At 65.2% G+C, this 12736-nt stretch carries 13 protein-coding genes; 4 read left to right on the plus strand and 9 right to left on the minus strand.

Going from position 1 to position 12736, the window contains the following annotated elements:
- Positions 1–135: 135 nt before the first annotated feature.
- On the minus strand, positions 136–1389 hold the full coding sequence (locus K6301_RS14410; RefSeq protein ID WP_247217881.1) for an NAD(P)/FAD-dependent oxidoreductase: 1254 nt from the start codon (positions 1387–1389) through the stop codon (positions 136–138).
- Positions 1390–1551: 162 nt separating this feature from the next.
- Between K6301_RS14410 and K6301_RS14415 the strand changes: the two genes are divergently transcribed.
- Positions 1552–2256, plus strand: coding sequence for an MOSC domain-containing protein (locus tag K6301_RS14415; protein WP_247217882.1), 705 nt, complete (start codon positions 1552–1554; stop codon positions 2254–2256).
- Positions 2257–2258: 2 nt separating this feature from the next.
- Here K6301_RS14415 and K6301_RS14420 read toward each other — a convergent pair whose 3' ends face one another.
- A complete protein-coding gene (locus K6301_RS14420; RefSeq protein WP_134648363.1) occupies positions 2259–2954 on the minus strand; it encodes a GntR family transcriptional regulator in 696 nt (231 codons plus the stop codon).
- 138 nt (positions 2955–3092) lie between these two features.
- Between K6301_RS14420 and K6301_RS14425 the strand changes: the two genes are divergently transcribed.
- Complete coding sequence (locus K6301_RS14425) at positions 3093–4442, plus strand: glutamine synthetase family protein (protein ID WP_247217884.1); 1350 nt, start codon at positions 3093–3095, stop codon at positions 4440–4442.
- Complete coding sequence (locus K6301_RS14430; protein WP_247217886.1) at positions 4442–5746, plus strand: NAD(P)/FAD-dependent oxidoreductase; 1305 nt, start codon at positions 4442–4444, stop codon at positions 5744–5746. The genes K6301_RS14425 and K6301_RS14430 overlap by 1 nt, the downstream gene beginning before the upstream one ends.
- A gap of 52 nt (positions 5747–5798) precedes the next feature.
- Here K6301_RS14430 and purU read toward each other — a convergent pair whose 3' ends face one another.
- Positions 5799–6683 carry a formyltetrahydrofolate deformylase gene (purU, locus tag K6301_RS14435; protein ID WP_247217888.1) on the minus strand — a complete coding sequence of 295 codons (885 nt, stop codon included), beginning with the start codon at positions 6681–6683 and terminating at the stop codon, positions 5799–5801.
- Positions 6684–6890: 207 nt separating this feature from the next.
- Positions 6891–8129 (minus strand): TIGR03862 family flavoprotein, encoded by a 1239-nt coding sequence (locus K6301_RS14440; protein ID WP_247217890.1) that lies wholly within the window; start codon positions 8127–8129, stop codon positions 6891–6893.
- Positions 8130–8241: 112 nt separating this feature from the next.
- On the opposite strand from K6301_RS14440, the gene K6301_RS14445 reads away from it, so the two are divergent.
- The gene (locus K6301_RS14445; protein ID WP_134648371.1) at positions 8242–8646 is read left to right on the plus strand and encodes a (R)-mandelonitrile lyase; all 405 of its coding nucleotides are present in this window, start codon (positions 8242–8244) and stop codon (positions 8644–8646) included.
- A 25-nt stretch (positions 8647–8671) separates the two neighbouring features.
- Here the strand turns inward: K6301_RS14445 and K6301_RS14450 are convergent, their stop codons facing one another.
- The 5 genes from K6301_RS14450 to K6301_RS14470 form a co-directional block, all read right to left on the minus strand.
- Positions 8672–10294 (minus strand): ABC-F family ATP-binding cassette domain-containing protein, encoded by a 1623-nt coding sequence (locus K6301_RS14450; RefSeq protein WP_247217892.1) that lies wholly within the window; start codon positions 10292–10294, stop codon positions 8672–8674.
- A 99-nt stretch (positions 10295–10393) separates the two neighbouring features.
- Positions 10394–11020: a class I SAM-dependent methyltransferase gene (locus K6301_RS14455; RefSeq protein ID WP_247217894.1), complete on the minus strand. Its 627-nt coding sequence runs from the start codon at positions 11018–11020 to the stop codon at positions 10394–10396.
- Positions 11021–11030: 10 nt separating this feature from the next.
- Complete coding sequence (locus tag K6301_RS14460) at positions 11031–11699, minus strand: RluA family pseudouridine synthase (protein ID WP_247217896.1); 669 nt, start codon at positions 11697–11699, stop codon at positions 11031–11033.
- Positions 11700–11749: 50 nt separating this feature from the next.
- Positions 11750–12034 (minus strand): YciI family protein, encoded by a 285-nt coding sequence (locus tag K6301_RS14465; protein ID WP_247217898.1) that lies wholly within the window; start codon positions 12032–12034, stop codon positions 11750–11752.
- A complete protein-coding gene (locus K6301_RS14470) occupies positions 12022–12633 on the minus strand; it encodes a TetR/AcrR family transcriptional regulator (RefSeq protein WP_247217900.1) in 612 nt (203 codons plus the stop codon). Before K6301_RS14470 ends, K6301_RS14465 begins: the two co-directional genes overlap by 13 nt.
- Positions 12634–12736 lie beyond the last annotated feature (103 nt).

Raw genomic sequence — 12736 nt, forward strand, 5'->3', positions numbered from 1 at the left:
AGGTGTGGATCCTCGGGTCAAGCCCGAGGATGACGGTGGGTGGGGTAGGCGGCAGCGGCAAATCAGCCTGCTTGGCCAGCACCCTTTGCCCAGACGTCTTCCCTTCACGGCGCTTCCGCCTTCACATCACCGCCATCAGGCGATGAAGCGCTCCGGCCGGTACGGGCCGATATTGATGACGGTGCGCTCGCCCAGCATCTTCTCGGCCAGCACGCGGCCGGTGATCGGCCCGAGCGTCATGCCGTGATGGGCGTGGCCGAAGGCGAACCAGAGGCCGGCATGGCGCGGGGCCTTGCCGATGATGGGCATCATGTCGGGCGTGCAGGGGCGCGAGCCCATCCACGGCTCCTCGTCGCGGCGTTCCGCAAGCGGGAAGAATTCGCGCGCCACCTTTTCCGCCCGGCGCAGCTGCACCGGCGTCTTGCGCGTGTCGCGTCGGGCGAATTCCGCTCCTGTGGTAAGGCGGATGCCCTGGTTCATCGGTGCGAGGAAATAGCCGCGCTCGGCATCCAGCACCCAGTTGTTGAGGCTTGCCCCGTCCTGCGCGCCGTAATGCATGTGGTAGCCGCGCTTGACGGCGAGCGGGAAGCGGTAGCCGAGCTTGCGTGTCACCGTATCGGCCCAGGGACCGAGCGCCACGACGACCTCCCTGCCCTCCAGCGGCCCCTCGGGGGTCGCGATGCGCCAGCCTTCGCCTTCCAGCACATGCTCGATGGTCGCGGCGTCGCCCGCCTTCAGCTGCCCGCCCAGCGACTGGAAATAGGCAAGGTAGCGCTTGAGAAGACCTTGCGGATCGAGGATCGACCATGGATCGGTCCAGCGCAGGCCGCCGGTGAGATCGGCCCGGATTGACGGTTCGGCCGCCGCCACGTCCGCCGTCGTCAGCTTCTGGTGGTTGACGCCGAAATTGGCGGAAAGCTTTTCCGCATCCGCATAGGCCTTGTCGCGCTCCTTCTCCGTGCGAAAAACCTTCATCCAGCCGTCCTTGCGGATGAGGTCCTCGGCACCGGAGGCCGCGATGAGGTCGGCATGCTCGGAAATCGAGTTCTCGATCAGCGGCGCATAGAGATGGGCGATGCTCTGGTGCTGGCGAAAGCCCGAATGCCACCAGTAGCGGGCGAGGAACGGAATGATGCCGGGAATGGCCGAGGGATGGTAATGCGCGTCGATCGTGTTGTTCAGCGCATAGCGGAACAGCGCACCGAAATCGTGCGGGAAACCATAGGGAAACACGCCCTCGCGCTGGATGAGCCCGGCATTGCCGTAGGAGGTCTCTTCCGCCGCGCCGCGCCGGTCGACCAGCACCACGGACTTGCCGCGCCGCGCCAGATGGATCGCGGTCGAAATGCCCACCACGCCCGCACCGAGAACGATGACATCCGTCTTCATGCACCCGCCCCTTCGTCGATAGCCACGCTTGTCGATCCATTGCATGGCCCGAACGCGCGATGCAAGCCGCCCGGCCGCGGTAAAGCGCCGTGGGCGACGACGGTCGACACCAGGCGAATGTGGCGATAGCGTCGCATCCGATCGGCACGGAAAGGAAACGGCATGCGGTTCGGTACCGTGCGCGAACTCTGGCGCTACCCCGTAAGCTCGCTCATGGGCGAACGGCTCGAGGCCGCGGATCTCGACGATGGCGGTGTCGCCGGGGACCGGCAATGGGGCCTCTTCGACATAGGCAGCCTGGAAGCCGCAGCACCTGAAAGCGCGCGACGCTGGCGGCCCGTGCCCGATCTTTTCTCGCGGCTCGGCGCAGGCGGGCTTGAGATCAGCCGCGGTGGCGCGGTCTGGCATGCCGCGCCCTCGCCGCAGGCCGACGAAGCCGCCTCCGGCCATCTCGGATTTCCCGTGCGCTTCCTGCCCTTCGGCACGGAAGCCGCACCGCGCTACGAGCGCGGCCACCTGCACATCCTGACGACATCCTCGCTCGCGCGCCTTCAGGCCCTGCTGCCACAAGCGGTCCTGGATGTCCGCCGGTTCCGGCCGAACATCCTGATCGCGACCGATGACGACGATGCCGATTTCGCCGAGCAGAGGCTTGTCGGCCGTCGGCTCTCGCTTGGAAATGCGACGGTGGAGATCACCGAACCCTGTGCTCGATGCGCCTTCACCGCGCTCGGCCAGCCCGGCATCCCCTTCGACAAGGACGTCCTGCACGCGATCGCCCGGCATGGCGGCGGCGGTTTCGGGGTGCTGGCGAACGTGGTGGACACGGGCCGCGTGGCATGCGGCGACGGCGTGACCGTCGTCTAGCGCTACTGCCCGGCGAGCCGCAGCAGGTTTTCGATCGCCGAACGCTCGAAACCGCCGATACCCTCGGAAATATCCGCCTTGATGGCCGCGGCCACGCCGTCGGCATCGCGCTTGCGCAGCGCCGCGATCGCTTCCTGGTGACGATCGACGAAGTAAAGCTGGGCGACATGCTCCATGGCGATGCCGAGGAAGGGCCCGAGCTGCAGCCACACGCTTTCCACCATCGGCATGATCACCTGCTCGGGATTGGCCGTGTAGAGCGTGCGGTGGAATTCCTGGTTCAGCAACAGCGCCGTGCCGTTGTCCTTGCGGGCGATGGCCTCGTCCTGCGCCTTATCGATCTCCTCGAGCCGGTCGATGCGGCGTTCGGTGATGTGCGGCACGGCGCGGCGGGCGGCATGCTGTTCCAGCACAGCCCTGAGCGAGACGAGTTCACTGAACCGGTCCGCCGTCATGCGCGGCACCATGATGCGCCGGTTGTCCAGCACCCTGAGCGCTCCTTCCGAGGACAGCCGGCGCAGCGCCTCGCGCACGGGCGTCGGGCTCGATTCCATAGCCTCGGCGATGCCCCGTATCGTCAGCGATTCACCGGGCCGGATGGAGCCCACCATGATCGCCTGGCGCAGGCGCCGGTGCGCATATTCATGCGTTGTCATGCCGTCCGGCCGGTCCAGCGGCTCAAGCGCCAAGTTGCCCAATCCATTCCTCCTGTGCCAGGCTGCCGGGTGCTGTTCGATCCCTTGTCACAGTTTCTAGCAGCTTGACCCGTGACAAGAAAGTGTGCATATTTCAAAAATGTGATCACAAAAATAATTATGTGATATGGAAGGGGAACCATGACCTTGAGCGAAGATTCCGCATGGCTGATCAATGCCGATGGCGTGGAAAGCATCCAGGCCGTCGTCTGCGACCTCAACGGCATTCTGCGCGGCAAGCGTGTTCCCGTCGGACAGGCCGAGAAGGTGCTGAAGGGCGGCATCCGCATGCCGCTGTCCATCGTCGGCGTCGATGTCTGGGGCGAGGATATCGTCGGCTCGAGCCACGTCTTCGCTTCGGGCGACATGGACGGCATCTGCGCGGCGACCGGCCGCGGCGCGCTGCCGGTGAGCTGGACGCTGAAACCGTCCGCCGTGGTACCGTTGTGGCTGTTCAAGGAAAACGGCGAGCCCTTCCTTGCCGATCCGCGCCAGGCGCTCGCCAATATCGTGCGCCAGTATCACGACCTGGGCCTCAAGCCCGTCGTCGCCTCCGAGATGGAATTCTACCTAATCGACGCCGAGCCCGACCACGCCGAGCCGCCGATCTCGCCCTATACCGGCAAGCGGCTCGATTCCGACGCGATCCTGTCCATCGACGAGCTCGACGATTTCGGCCAGTTCTTCTCGGACGTCTATGCGGAATGCGAGCGGCAGAACGTGCCGGCGGATTCGGCCGTCGCCGAAAACGGCATCGGCCAGTTCGAGATCAACCTCATCCATTCCGACGATCCGCTGAAGGCCGCCGACGACGCGCTGTTCTTCAAGCGCATCATCAAGGGCGTGGCGCGCAAGCACGGCTTTGCCGCCACCTTCATGGCCAAGCCCTACGGCATGCGCTCGGGCAGCGGCATGCACATGCATTTCAGCCTTGTCGACGCCGACGGCAACAACGTCTTCGACGACGGCACGCCCGAAGGATCGGACATCATGAAGCATGCCGTGGCGGGCCTGACGCGCGGCATGGCGGAATCGACGCTGCTCTTTGCGCCGCATTTCAATTCCTATCGCCGCCTTCGCCCCGACACGCACGCGCCGACCTCCATCTCCTGGGGCTACGAGAACCGCACCGCCGCCATCCGCATTCCCGGCGGTAACAACAAGGCGCGGCGCATCGAGCATCGCGTGGCCGGCGCCGACGCCAATCCCTATCTCGTCATGGCCGGCATCCTCGGCGCCGCCCTCGTCGGCATCCGCAACAAGTGGGAGCCGCCGGCACCCGTCTCGGGCCGCGCCTACCAGTCCCAGCTGCCGCGCATTCCCTCCGAATGGGGCTCGGCCGTGACGGCCTTCGAGAATGGCTCGATCGTCTCGGAGATCTTCGACCAGGATCTCCGCTCCATGCTGATCGCCTGCAAGCGGCAGGAAATCGCCGGTTTCGCCGAACAGGTGACCGACTTCGAATTCAGCGCCTACCTGGAAATCGTCTGATGGCAAACACCGCGTCCTATGCCGGCAACGGCGCCTATCCCGACAGCTATTACGCCGCCTCGCGCAACATCATCCGCACGCCCAAGGTGCTGGAAGGCGCCGTGACCGCGGACGTCGCCGTGCTCGGTGCGGGCTATTCCGGCCTGTCCACCGCCATCCACCTTGCGGAAAAAGGCTACAAGGTCGTGGTCGTGGAAGGTGCGGGCGTCGGCTGGGGCGCCTCGGGGCGCAACGGCGGCCAGATCGTCAACGGCCTCAACGCCAGCCTCGACACGATCAAGCGGCGCTACGGCGACGAGGCGGGCGCCTTCGTCGGCAGCCTCGTGCAGGAGGGCGGCAGGATCATCCGCCGGATCGTCTCGCAATACGGCATCGAGTGCGATCTGAAGGACGGCAATATCTACGCCGCCTACACGCCCGCCCACATGAAGGAGCTGGAGCACAAGAAGGCGCTGTGGGCGAGCTACGGGATGAACGATCACCAGATGCTCGACAAGGCGGCGATGCGCAAGCTCGTCAACACCGACGCCTATATCGGCGGCATGCTGGACACGACCGGCGGCCACATGCACCCGCTCAACCTCACGCTCGGCGAGGCGGCGGCACTGGAATCGCTCGGCGGCGTGATCTACGAGCAGTCGCCCGTCGTGCGCGTCGAGCACGAGGCGGAAAAGCCGGTCATCCATACGGCCAGGGGCAGCGTGACGGCCAACACGGCCGTGCTCTGCGGCAATGCCTATCTCGGCCATGTGGTGCCGAAGCTCGTCTCGCGCGTCATGCCGGTCTCGACCCAGATGATCGCCACCGAACCGCTCGGCGAGCGCGCCGATGCGCTGATCCCCTCCGACATGTGCGTGGAGGACGTGCGCTACATCCTCGATTATTTCCGCCTGTCGGCCGACAAGCGCATGATCTTCGGCGGCGGCACCGTCTATGGCGGCACCGACCCCGCCGATGTCCGCGCAAAGATCCGCCCGAACCTTGAAAAGGTCTTCCCTTCGCTCAAGGGCGTGAAGATCGACTACGCCTGGAGCGGCAATTTCGCCCTGTCCTTCTCCCGCGTGCCGCAGATGGGCAAGATCGGCAAGAACACCTATTTCGCCCACGGCTATAGCGGCCACGGCGTCACCGGCTCGCATCTCTTCGGCAAGATCCTGAGCGAAGCGATCCATGGCGACCTGTCACGCTTCAGCCAGTTCGAGAAGCTGCCGTGGATCCCCTTCCCCGGCGGGCGCATGTTCCGCGCGCAATATTCCACCATCGGCTCCTGGTGGTATCAGTTCAAGGATGCCTTCGGTCTTTAAACCAACAAAAAAGCCGGCGTTTCCGCCGGCTTTTTTGTGTTGGTGGCTTCAATCACCCCATGCGCTCGGAAGCGTAGGAGCCCGGGCTCGGCGGGAAGACGATGGTCTTGTTGCCGTTCATGAAGACGCGGTGATGGATGTGGGCGTGCACGGCGCGCGCCAGGACCTGGCTTTCGACGTCACGGCCGATCGACACATAGTCCTCCGCCGACTGCGCATGCGTGATGCGCGCGACGTCCTGCTCGATGATCGGACCCTCGTCAAGATCCTCCGTGACGTAGTGCGCCGTCGCACCGATCAGCTTCACGCCACGCTCGAAGGCCTGCTTGTAGGGGTTGGCGCCCTTGAACGACGGCAGGAACGAGTGGTGGATGTTGATGATGCGGCCCGACATCTTCTTGCAGACGGCATCCGAAAGCACCTGCATGTAGCGGGCGAGAACGATGAGTTCGGCGCCGGACTGCTCGACCACTTCCATCAGGCGCGCCTCGGCCTGCGGCTTGTTCTCCTTCGTCACCTTGATGTGGTAGAAGGGCAGGTCGTGATTGACGATGACCTTCTGGTAATCGAAGTGGTTGGAGACGACGCCGACGATGTCGATCGGCAGCGCGCCGATCTTCCAGCGGTAGAGCAGGTCGTTGAGGCAATGGCCGAAGCGCGAGACCATGAGCAGCACCTTCATGCGCTCCTCGCTCGAATGGAACTGGTAGTTCATGTCGAAGGGCTTGGCGACCGGCGCGAAGCCTGCCGTGATGTCCTCCTCCGGCACATCGCCCTCGTTGGTGAAGGTCAGGCGCATGAAGAACAGGCCGGTCTCCAGATCGTCGAACTGCGAACTGTCGACGATGTTGCATTCCTTCTCGGCGAGATAGCCGGTGATCGCAGCAACGATGCCGCGGGTCGATTGGCAGGAAACGGTCAGGACGTGGCTGGTCATCGGTTCTTTTCTCATGTTCGGCCGGCGCGCGTGGCCCCGGCAATCCCCTGTCTGAGGCCGCAACGACGGCTTGGCGCATATTTCAGGTGGTTGGCGACAGTGCAAGCCCCTGGAATGGCCAAAAGCTACGCTGTCGCTTGCCGCGACTCCTTCCGGTTCGCGACATCCAGTGCGTCGAAATTGCCACGCGGCAAGCGAAAGCCTCCGCTAGCCGGCGGGAGCACCCTCAAATGCGTCTTTGAGGCCCGAAAGCCAGCGATCCAGACCGTTTGCCGCCGCGCGTCCGCTTGCAAGGCAGGCGGTCAGGAGGTAGCCCCCGGTCGGGGCCTCCCAGTCGAGCATTTCGCCTGCGACGAAGACCCCCGGCAGCGCCTTGAGCATGAAGGCCGCGTCGATGGCATCGAATGCGACACCGCCGGCCGATGAAATCGCCTCGGCGATCGGGCGCGGCCGCACGAGCCGGACCGGCACCGCCTTTATGGCGGCCGCCAGCGCGGCGGGGGAGAGTGCCGCGCTATCGGCAAAACCTTCGCGCAGGAGCGCCGCCTTCACGCCGTCGAGCCCCGCGCCTTTGCGCAGCCGGCTGGAGAAGCTTGCCTTGCCGCCCTGCCGCGCGAGATCGCATTCCAGTCGCTCGACGCTGCGGCCGGGCGCCAGGTCGAGCATCAGCGTCGCCGCCCCCGTCTCCTCCAGCGCATCGCGCAGCACCGCGGCATGCGCATAGATCAGGCTGCCTTCCACGCCCGTCTTCGAAATCACGAACTCGCCCGGAATGATGCCGGCCGCCGACTGCGCCGTCACGCCCTTGACCGGCGCCCCGGCGAATTTCTCCGTGAAAAAGGCCGACCAGTCCACGTCGAAACCGCAATTGGCCGGACGGAACGGCGCCATTGCCACGCCCTTCGCGGCAAGCATGTCGACCCAGCCGGCATCCGAACCGAGCCGTGGCCAGCTCGCACCGCCGAGCGCCAGCATCACCGCATCGAAGGCCATGGTCCCGGGCCCTTTCGGCGTCTCGACCGAAAGCCCGCCCGGCACAAAACAGGTCCAGCGATGGCGCACGCGGATGTCGACGCCCTGCGCCTCGAGCCGCGCGCGCCAGGCGCGCAGCAGCGGCGAGGCCTTCATCACCGTCGGGAAGACACGACCGGACGTGCCGACGAAGGTTTCCGTACCGAGGCCCTGCGCCCAGGCCCGCATATCCTGCGGCGTAAAACCATCGAGTGCCGGCCGCAACCGTTCATTGGCGGCCCCGAAACGAGTGACGAAGCGGTCGTAGGGCTCCGCGTGGGTGAGGTTCAGGCCGGATTTGCCGGCAAGCAGGAACTTCCGCCCGATGGTGGGCATCGCCTCCAGCACGGTGACCGCATGGCCGCGCGCCGACAGCACCTCCGCCGCCATCAGCCCGGCCGGCCCGCCGCCGACGATCCCGATCCGCTTGCCCATCGCTCACCCGCCTTCAAACCCGTCGCCGTTCTCATAGAGGCTCCGCGGCGACCGCGCCAGTGATCGTGGCCCGTCCGGCGTGTAGGATAGCGGCAGCGAATCGGAGACAGCCATGGATATCAGACGTAATGGCACCAGCCCCTCCACATCGGGCCCTGCGGATTACTTCACCGGCAATGTGCGCCTCGACACGCCGTTCAAGGCGGAAGCGCCGGGTCGCGCCGGCGGCGCGATCGTGACATTCGAACCCGGCGCGCGCACCGCCTGGCACACCCACCCCCTCGGCCAGCTCGTCATCGTCACCGCCGGCCTCGGCTGGGCGCAGCGCGAGGGCGGCCCGATCGAGGAAATCCGTCCGGGCGATGTCGTGTGGTTTCCGCCCGGCGAGAAGCACTGGCACGGCGCCACCGACAGGACCGCCATGACCCATGTCGCCATCGCCGAAGCCGAGAACGGCTCGCCGGTAACCTGGCTGGAAAAGGTGACGGACGAACAGTACCACGGCAAGGGCGCCTGACAGGCAGGCGCCGCCAGCCGATAGCTCAGCCGTGCAGGCCCGGCGCCTCCTGGCCCGTCTGCGCGACATATTCCGTATAGCCGCCCGGATATTGGTGCACGTCGTCGCCGTTGAGTTCCAGAACCCGGTTCGACAGCGCGCCGAGGAAGTGGCGGTCGTGCGAGACGAAGAGCATGGTGCCCTCATAGTCCGACAGCGCCTTGATCAGCATTTCCTTCGTGTCGAGGTCGAGGTGGTTCGTCGGCTCGTCGAGGATGAGGAAGTTCGGCGGATCGAACAGCATCGCCGCCATCACCAGACGCGCCTTCTCGCCGCCGGACAGCACCCGGCACTTCTTTTCGACGTCGTCGCCGGAAAAGCCGAAGCAGCCGGCCAGCGTGCGCAACGGCCCCTGGCCGGCCCGCGGAAACTCCGCCTCCAGCCATTCGAACACCGTCAGGTCGCCATCGAGCAGATCCATCGCATGCTGTGCAAAATAGCCGACCTTGACGCTCGCGCCGACGGTCACGCTGCCGCTATCAGGTTCCGCGGCACCTGCGACAAGCTTCAGCAGCGTCGACTTGCCCGCGCCGTTGACGCCCATCACGCACCAGCGCTCGCGCCGGCGGATGAGGAAGCTGAAATCCCGGTAGATCGCACGGCTTCCGTAGCTCTTGTCGATGTTGCGGATGTTCACGACGTCCTCGCCGGAGCGCGGCGCCGGCTGGAACTCGAACATCACGGTCTGGCGCCGCCGCGGCGGCTCGACGCGCTCGATCTTGTCGAGCTTCTTCACGCGGCTCTGCACCTGCGCGGCGTGGGAGGCACGCGCCTTGAAGCGCTCGATGAACTTGATCTCCTTGGCGAGCATCGCCTGCTGGCGCTCGAACTGCGCCTGCTGCTGTTTTTCGTTCTGCGCGCGCTGCTGCTCGTAGAAGCCGTAATCACCCGAATAGGTGTTGAGCGAGCCGGCGTCGATCTCGATGATCTTCGTTACGATGCGGTTCATGAACTCGCGGTCGTGCGAGGTCATGAGAAGCGCGCCGTCGTAGTTTTTCAGGAACTGCTCCAGCCAGATCAGGCTTTCCAGATCGAGGTGGTTGCTCGGCTCGTCGAGCAGCATGACGTCGGGGCGCATCAAAAGAATGCGGGCAAGCGCCACGCGCATCTTCCAGCCTCCGGAGAGCTTGCCGACGTCGCCGTCCATCATCTCCTCGCTGAAGCTCAGGCCCGCCAGAACCTCGCGCGCCCGGCTTTCCAGCCCGTAGCCGTCGAGTTCCTCGTAGCGCGCCTGCACCTCGCCGTAGCGTTCGATGATCTCGTCCATCTCGTCGAGGCGATCAGGATCGACCATGGCGGCCTCGAGTTCGCGCAGTTCGGCGGCGACTGAACTGACCGGCCCTGCCCCGTCCATCACCTCGGTGACGGCGCTGCGGCCCGCCATCTCGCCGACATCCTGGCTGAAATAGCCGATCGAGACGTTCTTCTCGACGGAGACCTGCCCCTCGTCCGGCTGCTCCTGCCCGGTGATCATGCGAAACAGCGTCGTCTTGCCGGCGCCGTTCGGCCCGACAAGCCCGATCTTCTCACCGCGATTGAGCGCAGCGGCCGCCTCGATGAAGAGGATGCGATGGCTGTTGGACTTGCTGATATTCTCGATGCGGATCATGGAAACGGGCCTCGTCGTGTGCCAGCCCTATGCCATGACGCAGCGCAAAAAGTCCACGCATTCGTCACGGCAAACCGCACAATCCGGGGCCGAGCCCGCCTAGTTCTTCGGCGCGGCGATCTTCGCCTTGACGAACACGTCGTAGCGCGTGCTCTTTCCGATGATCTGGTGGGAGGGCTTGCGTACGCCCGCCATGGGTTCGGCGCGCAGGGGCCATTTCAGCACGACGCGGTTCTGCGCGGCTTCGAGCGCGGCCTGCATCAGCTCCATGGCATCGGGATCGGCGCCGACGATATCGCGGATCAGTCGCATCTCCTTCTTCACCAGCGCCGTCTTGTCGCGCGGCGGATGCATCGGGTCGATCAGCACGACCTGCGGCGCCAGTCCCGCCAATAACTCGCGAGAATCGCCGTGGATCAGTGTCATGCGCGCGACCGTCTCGGCATAGCGCCCGCCTTCCGCTTTCGCTCGTTCGATTCCCTCCGCAAGCAGCGCATGCATCTGTTCGGACCGCTCGATGAGCGTGACCCGCGCGCCGAGCGATGCGAGCAGAAACGCATCCCGCCCCAGGCCCGCCGTCGCATCCACGATGTCCGGCGTGACGCCGGCGGAAAAGCCCGCGGCCTTCGCCAGCCCCTGCCCGCGCCCTTCACCCGAACGGAAGCGGTGGCCGACGGCTCCACCGACGAAATCGACGATCAATGGCGATTTTTCGAGTTTCTGCACGCTGTCGGTCTCAGAAGGGAACGGGAGCCCGGTAAGTGACCTCCGAGCCATCGGGATGGCGGAAGCCCAGTTCCTCCGCATGCAGATGCAAGCGGTTCACGCTCGAAAGCGCAAGACCGTCCGCGTAGAATTCATCGCCGAGGATGACATGGCCGAGCGCTTTCATGTGTACCCGCAGCTGATGGGTGCGGCCGGTCAGCGGAAAGAGCCGCAACCGTGTCGTGGTCTCGCCGCGCGCCATCACTTCAAAGCGCGTGCGGGCCGGCTTGCCGTTTTCGAAATCCACGCGGTGCCGCGGCTTGTTCTCGGGGTCGATCGCCAGCGGCAGGTCGATCTCGCCCGCCTCGTCAGCGACCCGCCCCCAGACCACGGCCACATAGGACTTGCGCGTGGTGCGCGCCTCGAACTGCTGCGCCACGAAGGCATGGGCCTTGCGATTGCGCGAGAAGACGACGACGCCGGAGGTGTCCTTGTCCAGCCGATGCACGATCAGCGCCTGCGGCGACGACGCCTGCACCCGTGTCAGCAGGCTGTCCTGCAGCGCGGGATGCCGTCCGGGCACCGAAAGCAGTCCGCTCGGCTTGTCATAGACGAGCAGGTCGGCATCGCGGTGAAGCAGCGACAGATAGGGCTCCAGCGGCGGATGATAGACCGGCGCATCTTCCGAATACGAGTTCATGGCGCGCCATTAGCACATTTCGCATGCACGACGACACCTCTTGGGAGGCGTCAGGCTTTCAGAAAGGCGAGCCGCTCATCGAGGCGACCGGGCGAAACCTCCAGGATCTCGGCCTGGACGACGCCTTCCACAACGAACGGATCCTCCTGCACGCGGGCCTCGATCTCAGCCCGCGAGGCGTTATGCGCGAGGATCGCGCCGCCGGCGGCCGGCTGGAGGCTGCCGACCAGCAGGAAGACGCCCTCGTCGAAGCCGCGGCTGATCCAGGCATTGTGGCTCTCCATCAGCGGTCCGGCCTTGGTCTTGTCGGCAAATCGAAGCGTTATGACGAACATGATGTCTCCATCAGTTGGAACGGGGGGGCAGCGGCCGGGCATTGCGCAAGCAGCCAGGCCTCCATGTCGGCGACCTCACGGCGGATGAATTTCTCGTCACGGAAAGCCGTGGCGAGTGTAGCGACCCCCTGGCTGCGCATCAAAAGGTGAAGGGCCAGCGCATCGGCATCCGCCGCGCGCCCGAGATTGGAGAACTGCCGCGCCAACCAGTCCCGGAATAGCGTGAACAGTTCGGCTGCGTCATTGTGTGCGGCATGGTCGAGCTTCGCCAGTTCGGTGCAGAGCGTGCCGACGGGGCATCCATGCTCCATGATCCTGGACCGGTTCGCGATGAGGATATCGACGAAGCGAAGGATACGCTCCACAGGGGCGTCCGCATCCTGTTCCCAACGCTCCAGCAAAGCGCGCGTGTTATCCATGCGCCGGCCGATCACGGCCTCGAGAATCTCGTCCTTTGTCCTGAAGTGATAATAGAAATTCCCGCGCGACAGGCCGACGTCCTCGGCGATGTCGGCAAAGGACGTGGCCTCATAGCCCCGCTCGTAGAAGAGCCGGTCGGCTGCGGCCACGATCAGACTGCGTGTTTCACCAGCCCCCAACGATCCACCCTCCAGGCCATGGCGCAATCGGGGAAGCCCGAAAACGCATTAGGACAATCGACCTAATTAGCTTTAGGTCGATTGTCCTAGAAGGTCAAGGGCC

The organism is Shinella oryzae, assembly GCF_023038235.1.
Classification (GTDB): Bacteria; Pseudomonadota; Alphaproteobacteria; order Rhizobiales; family Rhizobiaceae; genus Shinella; species Shinella sumterensis.

Bases quoted from the DNA above. Each gene is read 5' to 3' on its own strand.
- K6301_RS14425 (WP_247217884.1), top strand. From the start codon at position 3,093: ATGACCTTGAGCGAAGATTCCGCATGGCTGATCAATGCCGATGGCGTG.
- K6301_RS14450 (WP_247217892.1), bottom strand. From the start codon at position 10,294: ATGATCCGCATCGAGAATATCAGCAAGTCCAACAGCCATCGCATCCTC.
- K6301_RS14465 (WP_247217898.1), bottom strand. From the start codon at position 12,034: ATGTTCGTCATAACGCTTCGATTTGCCGACAAGACCAAGGCCGGACCG.
- K6301_RS14410 (WP_247217881.1), bottom strand. From the start codon at position 1,389: ATGAAGACGGATGTCATCGTTCTCGGTGCGGGCGTGGTGGGCATTTCG.
- purU (WP_247217888.1), bottom strand. From the start codon at position 6,683: ATGACCAGCCACGTCCTGACCGTTTCCTGCCAATCGACCCGCGGCATC.
- K6301_RS14460 (WP_247217896.1), bottom strand. From the start codon at position 11,699: ATGAACTCGTATTCGGAAGATGCGCCGGTCTATCATCCGCCGCTGGAG.
- K6301_RS14440 (WP_247217890.1), bottom strand. From the start codon at position 8,129: ATGGGCAAGCGGATCGGGATCGTCGGCGGCGGGCCGGCCGGGCTGATG.
- K6301_RS14445 (WP_134648371.1), top strand. From the start codon at position 8,242: ATGGATATCAGACGTAATGGCACCAGCCCCTCCACATCGGGCCCTGCG.
- K6301_RS14430 (WP_247217886.1), top strand. From the start codon at position 4,442: ATGGCAAACACCGCGTCCTATGCCGGCAACGGCGCCTATCCCGACAGC.
- K6301_RS14415 (WP_247217882.1), top strand. From the start codon at position 1,552: ATGCGGTTCGGTACCGTGCGCGAACTCTGGCGCTACCCCGTAAGCTCG.